This window comes from Bacillus sp. MM2020_4, from assembly GCF_011250555.1.
Classification (GTDB): Bacteria; Bacillota; Bacilli; order Bacillales; family Cytobacillaceae; genus Neobacillus.
In genome coordinates this window covers 1-17,292 of sequence record NZ_JAANMZ010000022.1, presented here as the reverse complement: position 1 = coordinate 17,292, position 17,292 = coordinate 1, and the positions used below count along the sequence as shown (strand labels likewise).

Here is a 17,292-nt window from a genome sequence, read left to right as displayed (position 1 = left end):
TAACTCATCTAATTAAACACTTATTTTACATATGTAATCAAGGAAGAACCCTCGATGTGGCTCTCCCTGTCTTTCTGAAGCCATTATCTTTCTAAAAAGAATTTTTCTGCATTATGATAACATATATTCCGTACCATTTGTTCCATATGCTTCATATTATTCGGTGCCAAGCCTTGCTCTACCCATCCACCAAGAAGGTTACAAAGTATGCGACGGAAATAGTCATGACGTGCATAAGAAAGGAAGCTGCGTGAGTCTGTCAACATACCAATAAAGTGGCTGAGTAAGCCAACATTAGCAAAGTCCTTCATTTGTCTTTCCATGCCATCAATATGGTCAAGGAACCACCAGCCAGAGCCTAGTTGGACTTTTCCTGGAATTCCTTCTTCATAGAAGTTCCCCATCATCCCTGCTAAAACGACATTATCTTTTTGATTTAAGTTAAATAATACTGTTCTTGGTAAGGCATTTTCCTGATCAAGTGCATCAAGGAAGCGGGACAGACCTTCAGCCATATTCGCTTCGCCAACAGAATCAAATCCTGTGTCAGGTCCAATTAGCTCTTTCATTCTCGAGTTATTGCTTCTCATTGCACCCATATGAAGCTGCATAACCCATTGTTTTTCAGCGTACATTTTTCCTAATTCTTTCAAAACGAAAATACGATACGCTACTACTTCATCATTTGTAAGTGGTTCCCCGTTTAAACGTTTATTGAAAATAGCTTCAACCTGATCCTTCGTTGTTTCCACATAGTCCATTTTTTGAATGTCATGATCGGAAGCACGGCCCCCGTTTTCATGAAAAAAATCAACCCGCTGTCTCAGTGCGCCTATAAATCCATCAAATGTATCTACATTTATACCTGAAACCTGAGCTAACTTTCCAATCCAGCTAGTGAAGGTAGGACGATCAATGAAAAGTGCACCATCCGGACGGAATGTTGGAGCAATCATTGTTTTAAATGAATCATCATTTTTTAATAATTGATGGTATTCAAGGGTTGAAATTGGATCATCTGTCGTACCAATAAACTTCACATTAGATTTCTCAATGAATGCTCTCGCACTAAATTCAGGCTTTTGTAATTTTTCGTTACACTCTTCCCATACCTCACGGGCTGTTTCCGGACTTAGTAGTGTATCAATACCGAAATACATTTTCAATTCTAATTGTGCCCAATGATAAACAGGATTTCCGATTAAATGAGGCATCGTTTCTGCCCAAACTTCGAATTTCTCCCAATCCGTAGCATCACCGGTAATGTATTTTTCCGCTACACCATGCATCCGCATAGTCCGCCATTTATAATGATCTCCCCCAAGCCAGATTTGAGTTATATTTTCATATGACTTGTTTTCCCATACTTCTTGTGGGTTCAAATGGCAATGAAAATCAAAAATGGGTGCCTCGGCTGCAGCATTTTTATATAGTTTGATTGCGGTGTCTGTGTTTAGCAAAAAGTGTTTGTCTAAAAAGGACTTCATCAAAATTCCTCCCGATTTACTGATATAAATACTACTATCACGCTCTTTTGTAAACCCTTCCAAGGTAAAAAAAATAAAAATTGCGTCTTCCTCTTTAATTTGTTTAATAAACAAATTAACTATATTTCTACATTATCATGTTTAGTTTGTTTCGTCAATTGACAATTTATGATTTAAATTAAATATGCTAAACTATGCATGTCATTACCTGTTATAATGATTGTAGATTGTAAGAATGAAAATGGAGGATAAGTATGGTTACCGGTGATGCGGCTTATATCAAAAAAATTAATCGCTCCTTAATCATCAGAGAAATTGTAAAAGAAGGAATGATTTCAAGGGCGGATTTATCAAAAGTCACTGCTCTAACACGAGCAACGATTTCAGCACAAGTAGCAGACTTACTAGATGAAGGATTAATTGTCGAAACACAACTAGAGCATAATCATGTCGGCCGGAAGCCAATCATGCTGTCTTTAAATGGACAAGCTGGCTATGCACTTGGAATTGACCTCGATTATGGTCAACTATCATTTACCCTTTCCAATCTTTTAGGTCAGCCTATTTCTTCTACTACTATTGGAATAGATACTACAGATTATTATAAGATTCTGCATCTCTTACTTGAGCAGATTCAAAAATACAGATCTGAGTGTATTGACAGTCGTTATGGGATTGTTGGAATTGTCATTGCTATTCACGGCCTTGTCTCGACAGACGAACTTGTGCATTATGTACCCAAGTTTAACTGGCATGATGTACACTTGAAAAATGATTTAGAAAATGTACTGGGTATCAATATATATCTTGAAAACAATGCAAATCTATCTGCGTTCGCAGAGAGAGTGTTTGTGCACCATGGAACGAATAATCTTTTATGTGCTACCCTCTACTCTGGAATCGGTCTCGGGATGATGATGAACAGCGAATTTTTTCGCGGTCATGACGGGTACGCGGGTGAAGCAGGTCACATGATTATCATGCCAGGTGGAAAACCTTGCAACTGTGGAAACAAAGGATGCTGGGAAAAGTATGCCTCAGAATCGAGTATTTTTGATTATCTTTCTGAAAAAAGAGGGATTAAAAATCTAACCTATGAACAAATTCAACAATGGCTGGATGAAGGTGACGAAGAGGTACACGAGTTGCTGGAGCAATTCATTTATTACCTTTCAATTGGATTAAATAATATGATTAACATGTACAATCCAGACGTACTTGTATTGGATAGTGAATTGCTGCAGATGGTTCCGAACTCTTTGGAGAAAATCCGTAATAACCTACATTCTTCCATCAGCCACTATCGTGAATTATTGATTTCTACGATTGGAAAAAAATCCTGTGGACTTGGAGCATGCGCACTTGCTATTAAACAATTCCTTGAGGTGCCAATGCTGAATTTTACTTACAATGACCAAAGGGAGAAAAATGAAAGCGGAAACAAATAATGCACACTACTTTAAATGGAAGAACCTCTGTTGAAGCAGAAGGTTCTTTTTTTCTGGACTTCTTAAACGGTTTCAAATATCACTTTTCATACAAAAAAACCGATTACCATTCATATGGGTAACCGGGGATGACTATAACAAATACCGTGATTTAGTTTTATACCTTTCTTCTTTCAGCTAAATCAGCTGTAAGCTGAATAGTACGTTTTTTATTTAATGGATAAAAGAATACCAAGATTAAGAATACAACTAGAAGAAGTAAGGCAGGTACTAAAGTTGCCAGTGAATGAATACCATGCAGTGCTTCTTGTGTTTGTGTCTGACTTGCTGAATTATATCCAACTGCTGCAATCGCATAACCACCAAGACCACCAGCAACAGCTTGACCTACTTTACGAGCAAATGAATAGATAGAGTATACAGTTCCATCTTCTCGCAATCCAGTTACGTATTCATGATAATCTATGACATCTGTTACGAATGCCCAAATCACTAGATTAAAGAAGGAGAATCCAAACATTCCAACAGCTAAAACACCGGTAAATTGACCTACAGTTACGTTAGGCAAGAAATATAATAGCGCGTATACAACAATAGAGAGAAGTAGTCCTGCAGATGCTAATTCCTTTTTACCAAACTTAGCTACTAACGGTTTAACCATCGGCATAGCAATAATTAACGCAACTGTCTGGATAAGACCTACCATACTTAATGCCTTGGCGTTGCTGAAATAATCTTTAAATAAGTAAACATTTACTGTACCCACGAGCATGAAACATACCAAGAAAAGTAATGAAGCAACTAAAATCCAAATTAATGGTTTGTTTTTTCCAAGGCCTTTTACTGTTTGGGCAAAGTTTCCTTTTGGTGTTTCAGAATTAGGAGCAACAATTCGTTCAACTGTTAATGTATAACAAGCCATATAACATGCTAGAGAAAGAACACCGAAAATGACGGCACCGAGAATAAAACGATTTGCATCAGCCTTATTATCTACAAATAAGATTAATGGACCAACAACGTTTATAATTAATCCCGCTAACGCTCCACCAAGTGAACGGAAGGTTGATAAGGTTGTTCGTTCAACTGGATCTGCGGTCATCACAGACGCCATAGAACCGTATGGAATATTCACAGTGCTATATAAAGTTCCCCATAAAAGATAGGTTACAAATGCATAGGCTTCATAAAATCCAGTAGACATCCCTGGGATATGAACGAACATTAATACACCCACTATTACAAGGGGAAAAGACATTCTGAAAATCCATGGTCTGAATTTGCCGTTTTTCCCGGCCTTTCTTGAGTCAATGAAACGTCCAACTGTTACATCAGCAATAGCATCCCACAAACGGGCAACTAAAAAGAGAGTTCCTACAAGTGCTGGACTTATATGATATACATCCGTATAGAAAACCATGAGGAACGATGCTGCTAAGATAAAGAAAAAGTCATTGCCCCAGTCACCAAACATATAACCAATTTTATCCCTCATCCCAAAAGGACGGACAGCATTTCCAATGATATTTGTTGCTGGCGTATCTAATTTTTTAGCAGGTTGACCCATTTCTAACCCCTCCATTTGATTAGCTGTATTTGGGAGATATCTCTTACAAATATGCCTTTTTTTATCTGGATTTTCTTTTTCCTAAACATGAAACCCTTTTCATTTACGTTTAAAAAATTTCCATTCCAACTCGAGATTGGTTTTAAATTCCATTAATTTGTTTATTAAACTTACAAATTAATTTGTACATTTAGAATATCACCCATCATTTTATACGTCAACAACTTTTTGTAAGCGCTGATAAAAATGTTTTTTGAATTTTTAAACTCAGTATTTATCGAAGCCGTGTGTAAAAAAGGGATGTAAGTCGTGGAAATTACCACAACTTACATCCTCTATACTTACTAGACAAAAAGATAACTCATTACTCTCAATTGTTATCCCTTTCTTTTTGAGCCGAGCCGGCGGTTTTTCCTTCTAGAATGACACGATCAATATCAAGATAGGGCTTGCCCCTTATTGCCTCATTTGTAACAATCATGACTTTTTCATTCTTCTTCTCCTTCATCATCTATACCTCCAAAAAATCAATTAAACATAGTTTGTTCATTTTGTTTATGGTTAACTCACATCATGATTAAAAGTCATTTAATGTTCAAGAATTTCACGCTTTGTTCAATATTGGGCATAGGTTTCTTTTCTATAATAAATATATAAATGAAATTAAATAGATGGGTTGTGTAGGAATGGAAAAGCTACTGTATGTGACAGCAAATCCAAAAGGGTTAGAAAAATCAAAGGGGCTGCAAATTGGGGAAGCCTTTCTTGAAACTTTTAAGCAGGAACTTCCTGACGTACAAATAAAGAAAATGGATTTGTTCACTTTAGATTTTGCCCAAATGGATGCGGATCTCGTTTCTGCTAGAGGCAAATTAGCTGGTTATGGCTATACTCTTGATCAGCTGACAGATCCGGAACGAGAAAAAATCCTCAAAATGCATGCCCTTGCCGATGAATTTATTAGTTATGACTATTATGTTTTTGTTTCCCCAATGTGGAATTTGAGTTCCCCTGCGGTTTTAAAGGCCTTCCTTGATAATTTGTTTGTAGCTGGAAAGACATTTGTTCATACTCCCAACGGGCCAAAAGGTCTTTTAACCAATAAGAAAGCTATTCACATCCAAACAAGAGGCGGTCAATATACAGGGACACCGATGCAGGAAATGGAATCAGGTGATCGCTATTTAAAAATAGCACTCCGCTTCTTGGGGATTGAGGTGATGGAAACTATACTCGCGGAAGGATTCGATTTATTTCCACAAAAGGTAACAGAAATTATTGGAAAGGCAAAGGAAAATGCCAGACTTGCTGCTAAAGAATTAGCAATAGGCAATTAAATACCATCTATACTATTCAAGAAGGCGGAAGGAAATCAGAAATGGTATCCTTTCCTTTTTTTAGTTTGTTTTTTCGTCAAAAGCTCCCCCTTTTCCAAATATTTTGCAAATTTTGTTGTAACTTGCGGAAAATACATGTAAAATTTTCCTATAAGCCCTGTAGCGGAAAAGGGGCGGAGCACAAGTTTTGGATGGTGAAGGAAATGGAAATTACGAAACACCTTTTCTTAAATCTCTCCCTTTTTATCGTTATTCTCTTTTTTTGTTTGATATTTCTCGAAAAGGGTAAAAAATTTGCCCCTACTAAATCTTCATTAATTATTATCTTTATTGCGACATTATGGTTTTGTATTCAGTTTTCCTATACTCCCGATCCTTTTACTAGGTACGATTTAAGGATTATTCCCCTCGTCCTTGGTGGACTTTATGTTGGAATCGGGCCAATACTTATTTTAGCTCTAGTTTTTTTAAGAATCCTCTACGGATTGGATATAGGTTTTATAGAAACAACTATCCTTTATATACCATTTGCCATATTTTTTTGGAAGCTACATCCATGGTTTTTGAAACAATCCCCTGAACGAAGAATTTTTATAACGATTTGTATGGGGATGGTCCTTGCTATTCTGACCGTGTTCGGGATGAGCCTCACGCAAAAACACTCAGACTTGTTTGATGCTTGGTTTGCCTACCTTGTTGTTCCTTCGCTCGGAATTGGCATCATTTCGTATGGAATTGAATTTGTTAGAAAAAATAATGAAATGCAGCAGCAACTGATTAAAGCAGAGAAATTAAAGGCAGTCGAGCAAATGGGGGCAGCTATTTCCCATGAAATTCGAAATCCTTTAACTGCTGCCAGTGGATTTGTTCAACTTCTCCAAGATGATTACCTTTCAAGACAAAAAAGAAAAGAATACTTATCCATCGTTAAAGAGGAATTAAATTCTGCTGAAAGGGTCATTCAGGATTACTTAACCTTCGCCAAGCCATCTTTGGAGACGATTGAGGAATTGAATGTAAAAAGTGAACTCCGGCAAATTATCAATATTCTTCAACCCTTAGCAAAACAAAATTCGGTTGAAATTATTACTAACTTTTCCGTCATAGGTTTTATAAAGGGGGATGGACAGAAGTTCCGCCAGTGCTTTGTCAATGTACTCAAAAATGCAATTGAATCAATGCCGTCAGGCGGGTATTTAACCATTTCAACCGAATTTAGCCAAAGCTCTGTAACCATTAAAGTCGAAGATACAGGTGTGGGAATGACAAATGGGCAGTTGGAACGATTAGGAGAACCTTTCTATTCCACAAAAGGGAAAAAGGGAACTGGGCTCGGAATGATGGTCGTTTATAGTATTGTCCGTGCAATGGATGGGTCGATTTGGGTAGAAAGTGAAGTAGGCAAAGGGACAATCTTTCTTTTTGAATTTCCAACGATTACGGCCATCAAGAAAAAGGAACAAACCTTCAGAGAATAGAATCTGCTGGTTTGTTCCTTTTCTTATAATATAGAAATTTTATATCATTCGACTTCGAGAAATGTCCAGCTCCAGGCCATACGCCGCTGACCAGGGCGCTTGCGCTTTTCTAATTATTTACCTATAAACATTTGTGACCAATTCTTCCCTGCTCCCTCAAATCCAACCCCAATATTTGTATATTTCGAACTAAGAATATTCGCTCGATGTCCCTCGCTGTTCATCCAGGCATTTACAACTTCTTGCGGTGTTCTTTGACCTTGAGCAATATTTTCTCCAGCAGCCTTATAGGTTACCCCAAAATCTCTCATCATATCGAACGGGGATCCGTAAGTAGGACTTGTATGTGAAAAGTAGTGATTTTGCTGCATATCCTGAGCTTTCTTTTGTGCAACTCCACTTAACTGTGTATCGGCTTTTAATGCCGGAAGTCCCTTCTTACTTCGCTCAGCATTGGTTAAATTGATTACTTGCTGAACATATTGACTTACTGTTCCAGTAGTTGATGTAGTATTTTGAGACGGAGCAGCCGGTTTTGCTGCAGGTGCTGGTTGTGTTTGCTTTGGTGCTGGTGCTGGTGCCGGTGCCGGCTGTGCTTGCTTTGGAACCGGTGCCGGCTTCGTTTGCTTTGGAGCCGGTACATTTGGAACAGGGTTTTGCTGCTGCCCAATATTTGGCTGTACCTGTTGGATTACTCCAGACTGAAACCAATTCCCTTGTCTAGGGTCAATACGAATAAACTGATATTTTGCATCTCGGATTAAAACCGCCCGAGTATGAGGATATTGATCACTATTCAATGTTGTCTGGTATGCAGAAATCATGTCTTCATTATTTTTTCTATTCTTTTTCCGATCCTTAAACAAATTTAAATCACTTTCACTGTTGTTACGATTTGAATAATCCTCGGTAAGCAGACCATTATGGTCGATACCATCATCTCTGCCATTTCGTACATCCATAAAGTGGTTATTCCTGTTGGCTGTATTCATGCCTACCCGATTACCGGTTTTATCATTTATTTGATCATTGTCATTATTATTACAAGCAGCAAGTCCCATTGTTAGAACCGCTGTTAATAGTAACCCTGCCGGTTTTTTTATCAATTGTACTACCCCCTTTTGAAAAATCCTCTTGCCTTCTTATTTTTGATTTTTCGGGGGAAGTTATTAGTGGTAATATCCGACTTAATTAGTTATCGTTTCATTTGAATCATGAATTTATATCGATCTGCACGGTAAACTGATTTCACAAATTCTACTGGGGTGCCATTATTCAAAAAGGTATTTTGTTGGATGTGCATTACTGGTGCCCCTTTTGTAATATTTAAATGGCCTGCCTCATCTTGACTCGCAATGGATGACTCAATAATCTGTGAAGCACTTTCGATTCGCAGGTTTAATTCACCTTCAATATATCCATAAAGGGATTTATTAACAATTTCTTCTGTTAACCCCTTAATAAGATCCGATGAGAGATAATTTGTTTCCAATGCCATTGGGACGCCATCCGCTAAACGGATACGTTTTATTTCATAAACAGGTTTATTTTCAGGAATTTTTAATTGACCTGCAATCTGATTTGAAGCTGGAATAATTTCAAACCTTACAAGGATGCTCTCAGGGGTAAGTCCTCTTGCTTTCATGTCTTCTGTGAAGCTTGTAAGTCCCTGCAAGGGCTGTTCAATTTTCCGTTCCGCTATAAAAGTTCCCTTTCCTTGCAACCGATATAAATACCCTTCATTCACTAGCTGGGTAAAGGCCTGTCTGACTGTCATCCGGCTAATCTGATATTTTTCAGCATATTCTCTCTCCGGCGGAAGAGCATCACCTGGAGACAATTCACCATTTTCAATTAATCCTTTAATGTGTTCCTCAAGCTGATAATAAAGTGGAATGGGGGAATTTTTGTTTATCATTCTCCTTACATACACCCTTCTAATTTAACTAACAATAACAGGTTTTGATTATCCCTTTATTTTTTTTGATCTCTTGTTTACATTTATAAACTGGGAATTTTCAAACCTGAAACTGCTGCTTTATCAGCAATAATTGTAACATATGGATGATTCTTCAACACAGAAGCAGGAAAATTTTCTGTTATTGTTCCATTTAAAAGCCTGCCCATCGCTTCTTTTTTGGCTTCACCAGAAACTAATAGGAGAATTTCCCTGCTTTTCATTATCGTTGAAATCCCCATTGTTATTGCCTTTGTTGGTACTTCTTCAATTCGATTAAAGTACCTTGCATTGGCATTAATTGTCGAAGGCGCCAATTCAATGACATGTGTTTGAGAGCTAAAGGCGGTCCCAGGCTCGTTAAAACCAATATGACCATTGCTGCCAATTCCAAGAACTTGCAAATCAACCCCACCATTTTTGACAAGTAATGATTCATACCGAAGACATTCTTCTTCAGCATCGTTACTATTTCCCTGCGGAACATAGGTGTTATTTTTATTGATATCAATGTGATTAAACAACTGCTCATCCATAAAATAACGATAGCTATTTTTATCTTCACCTGAAAGTCCAATGTATTCATCTAAATTGAATGTGGTAACGTTTCGATAAGAAGTCCCATTTTTCCGATAGTCTTCAATTATTTTCTTGTAGGTTCCTACAGGCGTTCCACCTGTGGCAAGCCCTAGGTTGATCTTAGGATTTTGACAAACTTTTTCAATAATATATTCAGCTGCTTTCTGACTCATTTCTGTGTAATCATTCACTTCGATAATTTTCATTGCTCGTTTTCCTCCCTTTTATATGAAAGTTTCCCACGACAAAATGTCATAAAAACATCCAAGTTCTCATCGAGGATGACAAGGTCTGCATCCTTCCCGACTGCAATGCTTCCCTTCCTGTCAAATACATTCAATTGCTTTGCCGGATTAACAGAAGCCATTTCAATCGCTTCCTCTATGGAACAACCTGTATAGGATAAAATATTCTTTACGGCATGCCCTAATTTTAAAATACTTCCCGCAAGTGTCCCGTCAGCAAGAACTGCTTTTCCATCCTTTACTGTCACTTCTTGGCCACCCAAGTCATACATTCCATTCTTTAAGCATTTTGCCCGCATTGAATCAGTGATTAATATTAAACCGTCGCTTTGTTTATTTTTAAAAGCAAGATTCACCATCTCAGGATGAACATGGACCCCATCAACAATGATTTCCGCTTTTAATTCTTTACGTAAAAATGCCGCCCCAACAACACCTGGTTCACGGTGATGAAGTCCTCTCATTTGATTAAACAGGTGTGTCACGTGGTTTGCCCCTGCTTCAATGGCCTCGTTTACCTGTTCAAAGGTTGCATCAGTATGGCCAATCGATGCAATGATACCTTGATCCTTTAAGTAACGAATCATTTCTAATCCACCTGGCTGCTCTGGTGCCAGTGTCACCAACCTTATTGTTCCACGGGATAACTGTTGCCACTCTTTAAATAATGGTAGATTTGGGTCGACAATATGCTGAATTGGCTGGGCCCCTGCTTTATTGGCATTTACAAACGGTCCCTCAAGATGGAGTCCTAGTATTTCTGCCTTACCATATGCTGGCTGGGTTTGCATATATTCACCGGCATTTTCTAACGCCTTTTCAATTTGTTTGCCTTCTTGGGTCATAGTAGTAGCCAAAAAGCTTGTGGTTCCTTCTTTGGGCAATGCCGCAACCATCGTATCCAATGCTTCCTTTGTTCCGTCCATTGTGTCCGCACCATTTACACCGTGTATATGCACATCAATAAAACCAGGTACCGCCCTAAAATGTGCCGGAATCTCTATTACATCATAGTCCTCGTCCTGAACAAGTTCTTCCAAGGTACCAAGTTCTGCTATTTTATCGTCTATTATTTTTATATACCCTTTTTCGATAACATGATCCTCTGTATAAATTTGAATACCCTTGAGTAAAATATGATTATCTTTTTGATTCATCTTCCATTACTTCCTTTCAGGTTATATCTTTATCTTATACCCAAAAAGTATAGTTGTCTATACCAATTTATAGAATATAAAAAAATCGACAGGTACCTAGACCTGTCGGTTTTTTAGGCAAATAATTTTGACTCTTCTTGTTGAAAGAAGCTCTTCATTGCATGGAAGACATCCGCTTTTTGCTTAAGAATATAATAGCGGAAATGTTCATCCTTGATATTCTTGTATGCCGACATTAAGGTTGAGTGTCTGTTGTACTGATTGACGTGTACACCATATACACATAATAAAGGAGGGTAAATGAGGACTAAAATGAGGATATATAATTAGGATACTCTTCTTAAATCAACATGTCTTTTGCATTTAGTGCATTGATAAAGATTCGATTCAATTTCTTTATGTCTTTTCTGTTTACGACAAGTTTGACAAGATAAAATAACATGTCGACTAGAAAAGTCATTTACAACTACATTGTTTTCTAAATCCTCATCTGGATCTATATCGGTATCCTCTTCGCAAGAGCCACTTGAAAATAGCGCATAGGTAAAAATTACGCTAATACCGCCCATGATAAAGTCCTGCCAGTTCACCGTATATCCTCCCTTCCACTTAAAACATATTCACCATTGACGATAAAAATTTTATAAGCTGATTGAGTACAATATTTTTTTTGAAGATCACTCACCAGCTGGGCGTTATCCAAACACATTTCAATAAGCAAATTTGCAAAAGTAGTATGATGTCTAAAATTGCATGCAGTTGCTAACTTAAGAAGTTTGGTTTCATATTCATTTGTTAGTGATAACCCGACCCGGTTCACTCGCTTTCCTCCTAAGCCTTTCCCCTCAATCAATTTTCAACATCCCCTTTCACTTTGTCATGACAATTGACAGTGTCAACCGTGTTACAGTGTTACACTCCAACTGCGGAGGGAGGAGGAGTACTACCGCCTACAACGATTTTTATCCCCCCACCTTTATTCTTCTGGATAATTCGGAGCCCTTCTTTTCTTCGTTGCATGTCTGCAAAAATCAGATCCTTAACGTATGGTGCAAAACTTATTTTTTCATCTTTTAGGTACTTCAGGATTTCATTCTCCCTCATATTTTTCTCGTTAAATGATACTGATTTAGGCCTTTTTCCACTCAATCATAATCACTTCCTTTGCTTGTTTGATATATGATATTACCGTCACTACCACTTTATGAATATTTATCCCAAATATTTGTGAAAGGATTTTATTGTTTGCTTGGAGAAACTACTTACAGAGGTGTTTGTCATGCTTAGGAGCCGAATCGGAGAATTATTACGTGTTTGTAAATACAGAAGAGAGTACATAATTAAAGAATTAGGAGTTAGTCAAAATACCCTGTCTAATTGGAGTGTAGGTAATACATATCCTACAATGGACAAAGCTTTTATACTGGCTGACTTACTGGAAGTAAAGGTAGATGATCTATATGAACGAAAAATGGAAGAAACTAATTGAAAATTTCGAGGAAAATGGATATACTCCACGTGATATTCAAATGATCGTGCATTTTTATGACTTAATGAAAGAGCAGCATAAGATTATGAAGAAATATTATGAGGAAGATGAAAATGACAGTAATAATTGAAATACACTTTACTGCTGCGAGTCGTGGATATAAAAAAGGAGAATTTCAACTTCGAGGAAGAAAACCGGAATTTTTAGCCCTGCAGTTTTGGAAGCAAATTAATAAGGAATTGTCTTATCGTGCTAAATTGGAGAAGGTAATTGTAGATGGTGGCCAGGACATCACTGAGGCTGTTTTGGAGTTAGAAAGACAAGAGGATCTGAAAGCTTTTTATGCAGCGGATGATTTACATTTTTAAGCGTCGCTTATTCATTATTGTAATTATTTTATTAATCCCCCAATTTTTAGAAGGAAAATAAATGCACTTTATTGAAGTATTATGTGTTGCATACATATAAAGGGGGAAATACCAAGTGAAAAAATTTGTGTCAGGGTTAGCATTAGCAGCAATGTTACTTAGTGGATTACCGAGTTTCGGAGTGCACAAAGTAGAAGCTGCAGTAACAAGTCAAGAAGACTACAGAGTAAGAACAGTTAATTATCAGTTAAAAAGTGAAACGATTACTGTCCCAGTTGGTGTAAAGGTTACAAGAGTTAATAAGGATTGGGACAAAACAAAAATCTCATATAATTATTACAAATTGGTTAGCGGCAAAAGGGTAAAACAGGTAATAGTATCGGAAGTTTATATAAAAGCCAAATATGTTACGGTAAGTAATTATAAAGTGGCAGTTCCGGGGGCTACAGCTTATTACAGGATTTATACCCCACCAGCACCACCAGTACCAGTTTATAAGAATATTATTAAAGATTTATGGGTAACTGGAGTCCATAATACCATTAAGACCAACGCAGACCGGAATTGGGGAACTGATTACGATATGGTTGCATATGAAATCCAACTACAAACTGCTGCATATAATAGATTATTAGCGTTAAAAATTGATAACAAGGTCAAACAAGATATTCTTACTGCTGCTTACTTAGATTGGGGTTTCGACTTCGACATGCTTGAATATGAATATCAATTACAGTTGGACGCTTATAATAGAACCCATTAAATTAAGAATGAAGTAAGGATAATTGCCCCCGTCTCAAATAAAGACAGGGGTAATTATTTTTATAACATCAAATTTTTCTTCAACCTGTCATAATAAATCGCAAGAATCTTCGCAAACTGCAAAGCGGTCTTCGCATCATACTCGCCAGTTTCTTTAATTCGTTGTTCTTTTTGAAATTTTTTCAACGCTTTTAATGTACTGTTACCGAACACATCACTCTCACGATCAGCCCAAGATATATACCCCAAACTTGCTAATTGATAATTTAATACTTTTACAGCTTCACCCTTGTCTCCTGCTTTTAGCACATCTTCCACTCCCTTTTCTGGTGTCATGTAAGTTTTTACTGAATTTTTAAAGCCGATAAATGCCTGTGGATTTGCTACCCACGGTGCCGGACAATTTTTATGTGTCACATCATAGTGCCGGACAATATCATCGATAGGATCTAGTTTATACATTTTACAAAGTTCTGCGTTAACCTCTGCAGCTCTCTGGATGGTATCCGGATGAAACGTGCCGTCAGACTCAATGCAAAGCTCCACTCCAATAGATAATAAGTTGGCATTTGGCGCCAGATCTTTAATACCGCGCCACGGGCTGCCGTTTTTATTTTTTTGCTGTACATCATTGGCATGGTAAGCTGCTTCATTGAGAGGTACCAACAGTAAGGCTTCTTTTTTATCAACAAAAATATGAGCTGATGCGTACCGCCTATCCTTTTTAGGGAGCTTCTCATTTTGTTCGATTAATGTTTTGCCGAAATACGTTACATGGTTTTTGGCTGAACCGCCGGGATTAGCCGTAAAATGCTCCACTATTTTTTTAACAGCAGTTAATTTAAGTCCTGGTCTTGAATATTTATTGATTTTGATTATATCCTCTGTCCATGGTGGCATTATTTACCCACTCCTTGATCACTATATTTTTTTATTTTTGCATTGATCTCTGATTCGAGAATTTTGAAAAGCCACATAGGGAAATATTTATCCCAACCAAGTACATACAAATTTGATACAAAAGACTGTAAATTGTGGTAGATGAAAGAGAATGCCAACACTGCAAAGACTAGGGCTCCAGTGCCTAAAAGCTGATCAAATATCCACCCAACTCCAACTATCCCAAAGATAATACCGTCTCTAATACACGCATCGATGCCAATGTTACTTTTATACAGATCATTTTTCTTGGCGAGTCTATCACCTACAACATAATCAAGGACAACGATTATCGCTAAAGCTGCCGCAATATAGATGTGTAGTTTATTAAAGCCTTTAGCCTGCAGCACGGCATCAAAAAAAGCTCCCACCGTCCCGGTTAGAGTCCCTAAAGCTAAACTTTTATTACTAACCATCTTAGTAAATACCTCTGTTACATTTCCAAACATACTTCACTCTCCTAATTTCAATATAAAGAAGAGCCCTGGAAGGACTCTCTTAATCTAACAACTTACTGGCTACACTGTTTTTTACTATTTCTGTTAAAGCTTTGATAGACTCATTTCCGCTGTATTCACCGGCGGTTAACGGCAAGTAGCCATTAATATTAATTGTTCTTTCTTCGTCGTATCCCTGGAAAAACACCTGGACGCTGACCACTTCGCCTTCTGGAGAATAACTTACATTTACTGATGCGATTTGGATTTTCATTCTTCCTCACCTTCTTTCTTTACTGGAATAGGTCCAGCAGTTTTAGCTTTTTCTATGAGTAATTCATTTTCTACCTGTTGTAATCTAATTTTTGATTCTTCCTCTGCTTGTCTTAATTGCTGATTCTCCTGCTCCTTTTCCGTTGCAATGGCAAAAAAAATAGCCTTTTCTCGGCTAAGATTGGCTATTTGATCTGTTAGGTTTTCTATGACTAAATCGGTGCTTGCACTCATTTATTTTACCTCCTGTGGGGTTGCTAATATTCGCGTTGCTTCTTCTGGTTCGATAAATCCTTTTGTTGCATAACTATTTACCTGCTCTTCAGTAATTCTCCTGAAAACCCACATATTGAGAACAAACTGATACATATTATTCATCTCTCCTTTTCCCCTCTACAAAAAGTCCATTAACGTGATAATGGCCATCTCGGCAGTTTCTAAACGTTCTTTTAATTCAGCGTTTTCCTGTTTGATTCTATCAATCTCAGAAACAGGAATATCTTGTAACTGTCTATTCCTTAATTCATCATCAGACAACCCTTCCACCCATTTTGCTCCATCCCATCTTGGCTGATAAAGACCTTCCGGCACCGGCTCCCGAACCCAATTAACGGGGAGAATATCATACGGAAAAACTAAAAGAGGCTCTAGGTAGTTTCCTTGATCATCCACAATTGAAACTTGTTCTATCAAACTAATTCCCCCTAGATTAGAAGTTAAACCAAATACCGTCTAACGATAACCAAGCATTAGCGCCTGTCATCGCGTAAACATAACCGCTGGCATCTATATCTACTCTGCCTGCCACAATTGCGGTCCCGTTATATGAAATTACGTTAAATATCCGCCTATACGTTGGTCTATACCCTGATGGAAGCTGGAATATGGCATATCCAAAGTTCCCGCCCTTAACTAGACCCTTAAGACGCATTAAATTATTTGGATCTTTGTAATATCCGGCAGGCTCATATCCATTGCTATAATTTGACCATCCGTTTGTAAAGGTAGGAGAAATCCACGTCCTGTCTTTGGTAGAAATATAATAATCACCCGTTAAAAGGATATTTGTTGCCTCGGTAACCGATAACAGCCTAACCCTGTCTGGGGAACTAATATCAACAGAACCAAACTGTGAACGAATCCATAAGCCATCGTTATTTGTGGAATAAATTGAACTCTTTACTCCACCATTGCCTGTGTCCCTAGTACCAAACACAAGTCTATAGCCGCTATTACTCCCAATTCCCAATGTATCGCTATTGACATTTCCAGCGGTCAACTTATCCGCTGACATACTTTCTATTTTTGCATTTGTGATGACCGCATCTTTTATCCTGGTGCGCCCGTTTAAAATATCTACATCACCATCTAGGTCAATCTTCGAAGCAACTAATTTAATTGTAGTCGCTGTCTGATTGATTAAAGAGGCAATCTGATTTCCGTTATAGTCGGTTGTCTTGACCCGTAAACTAATATCTGTTGCTTGTTGAGTGATGTTCGATTCGGCAGAACTCAAACGATTCTTTATGTTTGGGATGTCCACGTCATAGGTGGATTGAGAAACTTTAGATGATATCTGCCCAGCTTGTTGGGTTATGCTTGATTCAGCTGTTGAGAGTCTGGAATAAAAACTATTAACGATTGAATTATTTACCTGAACAACCAACCCATTTGCTGTTTCTTTGTACTCACCAGTAATTGAACTATCAAATAAAGTCGTCCATGTAATACCGTCTTCTGAAATTTCTACTTTTGTATTGTGGTAGGTT

Annotated in this window: 23 protein-coding genes and 3 pseudogenes; 7 read left to right on the top strand and 19 right to left on the bottom strand. The window is 37.7% G+C overall.

All coding sequences use genetic code 11. The features are described 5' to 3' along the window. Positions 1-83: 83 nt before the first annotated feature. The gene (gene uxaC / locus G6554_RS14415; RefSeq protein ID WP_166243027.1) at positions 84-1,487 is read right to left on the bottom strand and encodes a glucuronate isomerase; all 1,404 of its coding nucleotides are present in this window, start codon (positions 1,485-1,487) and stop codon (positions 84-86) included. 254 nt (positions 1,488-1,741) lie between these two features. Here uxaC and G6554_RS14410 point away from each other — a divergent pair, with 254 nt between their 5' ends. After that, the gene (locus tag G6554_RS14410) at positions 1,742-2,935 is read left to right on the top strand and encodes an ROK family transcriptional regulator (RefSeq protein WP_166243025.1); all 1,194 of its coding nucleotides are present in this window, start codon (positions 1,742-1,744) and stop codon (positions 2,933-2,935) included. Between the two features lie 157 nt (positions 2,936-3,092). Here G6554_RS14410 and G6554_RS14405 read toward each other — a convergent pair whose 3' ends face one another. Both G6554_RS14405 and G6554_RS14400 read right to left on the bottom strand, forming a co-directional pair. After that, the gene (locus G6554_RS14405) at positions 3,093-4,502 is read right to left on the bottom strand and encodes an MFS transporter (RefSeq protein WP_166243023.1); all 1,410 of its coding nucleotides are present in this window, start codon (positions 4,500-4,502) and stop codon (positions 3,093-3,095) included. A gap of 370 nt (positions 4,503-4,872) precedes the next feature. Further along, on the bottom strand, positions 4,873-5,013 hold the full coding sequence (locus G6554_RS14400) for a hypothetical protein (protein ID WP_166243020.1): 141 nt from the start codon (positions 5,011-5,013) through the stop codon (positions 4,873-4,875). A gap of 175 nt (positions 5,014-5,188) precedes the next feature. Between G6554_RS14400 and G6554_RS14395 the strand changes: the two genes are divergently transcribed. Both G6554_RS14395 and G6554_RS14390 read left to right on the top strand, forming a co-directional pair. After that, a complete protein-coding gene (locus G6554_RS14395; RefSeq protein WP_166243018.1) occupies positions 5,189-5,839 on the top strand; it encodes an FMN-dependent NADH-azoreductase in 651 nt (216 codons plus the stop codon). A gap of 203 nt (positions 5,840-6,042) precedes the next feature. Next, entirely contained in the window at positions 6,043-7,317 is a 1,275-nt protein-coding gene (locus G6554_RS14390; RefSeq protein WP_166243016.1) for a sensor histidine kinase, read from the top strand. 113 nt (positions 7,318-7,430) lie between these two features. Here the strand turns inward: G6554_RS14390 and G6554_RS14385 are convergent, their stop codons facing one another. From G6554_RS14385 to G6554_RS14350, 8 genes and pseudogenes are all read right to left on the bottom strand, one after another. Then, entirely contained in the window at positions 7,431-8,423 is a 993-nt protein-coding gene (locus G6554_RS14385; RefSeq protein WP_347564309.1) for a CAP domain-containing protein, read from the bottom strand. Positions 8,424-8,512: 89 nt separating this feature from the next. Then, on the bottom strand, positions 8,513-9,235 hold the full coding sequence (locus tag G6554_RS14380; RefSeq protein ID WP_166243014.1) for a GntR family transcriptional regulator: 723 nt from the start codon (positions 9,233-9,235) through the stop codon (positions 8,513-8,515). Positions 9,236-9,318: 83 nt separating this feature from the next. Next, on the bottom strand, positions 9,319-10,059 hold the full coding sequence (nagB, locus tag G6554_RS14375) for a glucosamine-6-phosphate deaminase (protein WP_166243012.1): 741 nt from the start codon (positions 10,057-10,059) through the stop codon (positions 9,319-9,321). Then, positions 10,056-11,255, bottom strand: a complete 1,200-nt coding sequence (nagA, locus tag G6554_RS14370) for an N-acetylglucosamine-6-phosphate deacetylase (RefSeq protein ID WP_166243010.1) — start codon at positions 11,253-11,255, stop codon at positions 10,056-10,058. The genes nagB and nagA overlap by 4 nt, the downstream gene beginning before the upstream one ends. 113 nt (positions 11,256-11,368) lie before the next feature. Beyond that, positions 11,369-11,542 (bottom strand): annotated as a pseudogene (locus tag G6554_RS14365) (sporulation protein YhbH); the annotation flags it as partial. Positions 11,543-11,581: 39 nt separating this feature from the next. Further along, positions 11,582-11,845: a hypothetical protein gene (locus G6554_RS14360; protein WP_166243008.1), complete on the bottom strand. Its 264-nt coding sequence runs from the start codon at positions 11,843-11,845 to the stop codon at positions 11,582-11,584. Then, positions 11,842-12,108: a hypothetical protein gene (locus tag G6554_RS14355; RefSeq protein WP_166243006.1), complete on the bottom strand. Its 267-nt coding sequence runs from the start codon at positions 12,106-12,108 to the stop codon at positions 11,842-11,844. The genes G6554_RS14360 and G6554_RS14355 overlap by 4 nt, the downstream gene beginning before the upstream one ends. A gap of 59 nt (positions 12,109-12,167) precedes the next feature. Next, the gene (locus G6554_RS14350; protein WP_166243004.1) at positions 12,168-12,404 is read right to left on the bottom strand and encodes a hypothetical protein; all 237 of its coding nucleotides are present in this window, start codon (positions 12,402-12,404) and stop codon (positions 12,168-12,170) included. A 130-nt stretch (positions 12,405-12,534) separates the two neighbouring features. Between G6554_RS14350 and G6554_RS14345 the strand changes: the two genes are divergently transcribed. The 4 genes from G6554_RS14345 (at position 12,535) to G6554_RS14330 (ending at position 13,875) form a co-directional block, all read left to right on the top strand. Further along, positions 12,535-12,744 carry a helix-turn-helix transcriptional regulator gene (locus G6554_RS14345; protein ID WP_166243124.1) on the top strand — a complete coding sequence of 70 codons (210 nt, stop codon included), beginning with the start codon at positions 12,535-12,537 and terminating at the stop codon, positions 12,742-12,744. Continuing rightward, positions 12,716-12,874, top strand: coding sequence for a hypothetical protein (locus tag G6554_RS14340; RefSeq protein ID WP_166243002.1), 159 nt, complete (start codon positions 12,716-12,718; stop codon positions 12,872-12,874). Before G6554_RS14345 ends, G6554_RS14340 begins: the two co-directional genes overlap by 29 nt. Beyond that, positions 12,858-13,112, top strand: coding sequence for a hypothetical protein (locus tag G6554_RS14335; RefSeq protein WP_166243000.1), 255 nt, complete (start codon positions 12,858-12,860; stop codon positions 13,110-13,112). The genes G6554_RS14340 and G6554_RS14335 overlap by 17 nt, the downstream gene beginning before the upstream one ends. Positions 13,113-13,227: 115 nt before the next feature. Continuing rightward, positions 13,228-13,875: a hypothetical protein gene (locus G6554_RS14330; protein WP_166242998.1), complete on the top strand. Its 648-nt coding sequence runs from the start codon at positions 13,228-13,230 to the stop codon at positions 13,873-13,875. A gap of 59 nt (positions 13,876-13,934) precedes the next feature. Here the strand turns inward: G6554_RS14330 and G6554_RS26360 are convergent, their stop codons facing one another. From G6554_RS26360 to G6554_RS14300, 8 genes and pseudogenes are all read right to left on the bottom strand, one after another. Beyond that, positions 13,935-14,210, bottom strand: coding sequence for a peptidoglycan-binding domain-containing protein (locus G6554_RS26360; RefSeq protein WP_242637866.1), 276 nt, complete (start codon positions 14,208-14,210; stop codon positions 13,935-13,937). Next, a pseudogene (locus G6554_RS14325) lies at positions 14,208-14,774 on the bottom strand (peptidoglycan recognition protein family protein); the annotation flags it as partial. The gene G6554_RS26360 and the pseudogene G6554_RS14325, both read right to left, overlap by 3 nt. Then, positions 14,774-15,262, bottom strand: coding sequence for a phage holin family protein (locus tag G6554_RS14320; protein WP_166242994.1), 489 nt, complete (start codon positions 15,260-15,262; stop codon positions 14,774-14,776). The gene G6554_RS14320 and the pseudogene G6554_RS14325, both read right to left, overlap by 1 nt. Before the next feature lie 49 nt (positions 15,263-15,311). Beyond that, a complete protein-coding gene (locus tag G6554_RS14315; protein WP_166242992.1) occupies positions 15,312-15,524 on the bottom strand; it encodes a hypothetical protein in 213 nt (70 codons plus the stop codon). Beyond that, on the bottom strand, positions 15,521-15,757 hold the full coding sequence (locus G6554_RS14310; RefSeq protein WP_166242990.1) for a hypothetical protein: 237 nt from the start codon (positions 15,755-15,757) through the stop codon (positions 15,521-15,523). Before G6554_RS14310 ends, G6554_RS14315 begins: the two co-directional genes overlap by 4 nt. Next, a complete protein-coding gene (locus tag G6554_RS26060; protein ID WP_278187276.1) occupies positions 15,758-15,892 on the bottom strand; it encodes a hypothetical protein in 135 nt (44 codons plus the stop codon). A gap of 24 nt (positions 15,893-15,916) precedes the next feature. Then, complete coding sequence (locus G6554_RS14305) at positions 15,917-16,216, bottom strand: hypothetical protein (RefSeq protein ID WP_166242988.1); 300 nt, start codon at positions 16,214-16,216, stop codon at positions 15,917-15,919. 16 nt (positions 16,217-16,232) lie between these two features. Beyond that, positions 16,233-17,292 (bottom strand): annotated as a pseudogene (locus G6554_RS14300) (hypothetical protein); the annotation flags it as partial.

Bases quoted from the DNA above. Each gene is read 5' to 3' on its own strand.
- G6554_RS14320 (WP_166242994.1), bottom strand. From the start codon at position 15,262: ATGTTTGGAAATGTAACAGAGGTATTTACTAAGATGGTTAGTAATAAA.
- G6554_RS14315 (WP_166242992.1), bottom strand. From the start codon at position 15,524: ATGAAAATCCAAATCGCATCAGTAAATGTAAGTTATTCTCCAGAAGGC.
- G6554_RS14400 (WP_166243020.1), bottom strand. From the start codon at position 5,013: ATGATGAAGGAGAAGAAGAATGAAAAAGTCATGATTGTTACAAATGAG.
- G6554_RS14345 (WP_166243124.1), top strand. From the start codon at position 12,535: ATGCTTAGGAGCCGAATCGGAGAATTATTACGTGTTTGTAAATACAGA.
- G6554_RS26060 (WP_278187276.1), bottom strand. From the start codon at position 15,892: ATGTATCAGTTTGTTCTCAATATGTGGGTTTTCAGGAGAATTACTGAA.
- nagB (WP_166243012.1), bottom strand. From the start codon at position 10,059: ATGAAAATTATCGAAGTGAATGATTACACAGAAATGAGTCAGAAAGCA.
- G6554_RS14390 (WP_166243016.1), top strand. From the start codon at position 6,043: ATGGAAATTACGAAACACCTTTTCTTAAATCTCTCCCTTTTTATCGTT.
- G6554_RS14395 (WP_166243018.1), top strand. From the start codon at position 5,189: ATGGAAAAGCTACTGTATGTGACAGCAAATCCAAAAGGGTTAGAAAAA.
- G6554_RS14335 (WP_166243000.1), top strand. From the start codon at position 12,858: ATGACAGTAATAATTGAAATACACTTTACTGCTGCGAGTCGTGGATAT.
- uxaC (WP_166243027.1), bottom strand. From the start codon at position 1,487: ATGAAGTCCTTTTTAGACAAACACTTTTTGCTAAACACAGACACCGCA.
- G6554_RS14380 (WP_166243014.1), bottom strand. From the start codon at position 9,235: ATGATAAACAAAAATTCCCCCATTCCACTTTATTATCAGCTTGAGGAA.
- G6554_RS14410 (WP_166243025.1), top strand. From the start codon at position 1,742: ATGGTTACCGGTGATGCGGCTTATATCAAAAAAATTAATCGCTCCTTA.
- G6554_RS14405 (WP_166243023.1), bottom strand. From the start codon at position 4,502: ATGGGTCAACCTGCTAAAAAATTAGATACGCCAGCAACAAATATCATT.
- nagA (WP_166243010.1), bottom strand. From the start codon at position 11,255: ATGAATCAAAAAGATAATCATATTTTACTCAAGGGTATTCAAATTTAT.
- G6554_RS26360 (WP_242637866.1), bottom strand. From the start codon at position 14,210: ATGACACCAGAAAAGGGAGTGGAAGATGTGCTAAAAGCAGGAGACAAG.
- G6554_RS14340 (WP_166243002.1), top strand. From the start codon at position 12,716: ATGAACGAAAAATGGAAGAAACTAATTGAAAATTTCGAGGAAAATGGA.
- G6554_RS14310 (WP_166242990.1), bottom strand. From the start codon at position 15,757: ATGAGTGCAAGCACCGATTTAGTCATAGAAAACCTAACAGATCAAATA.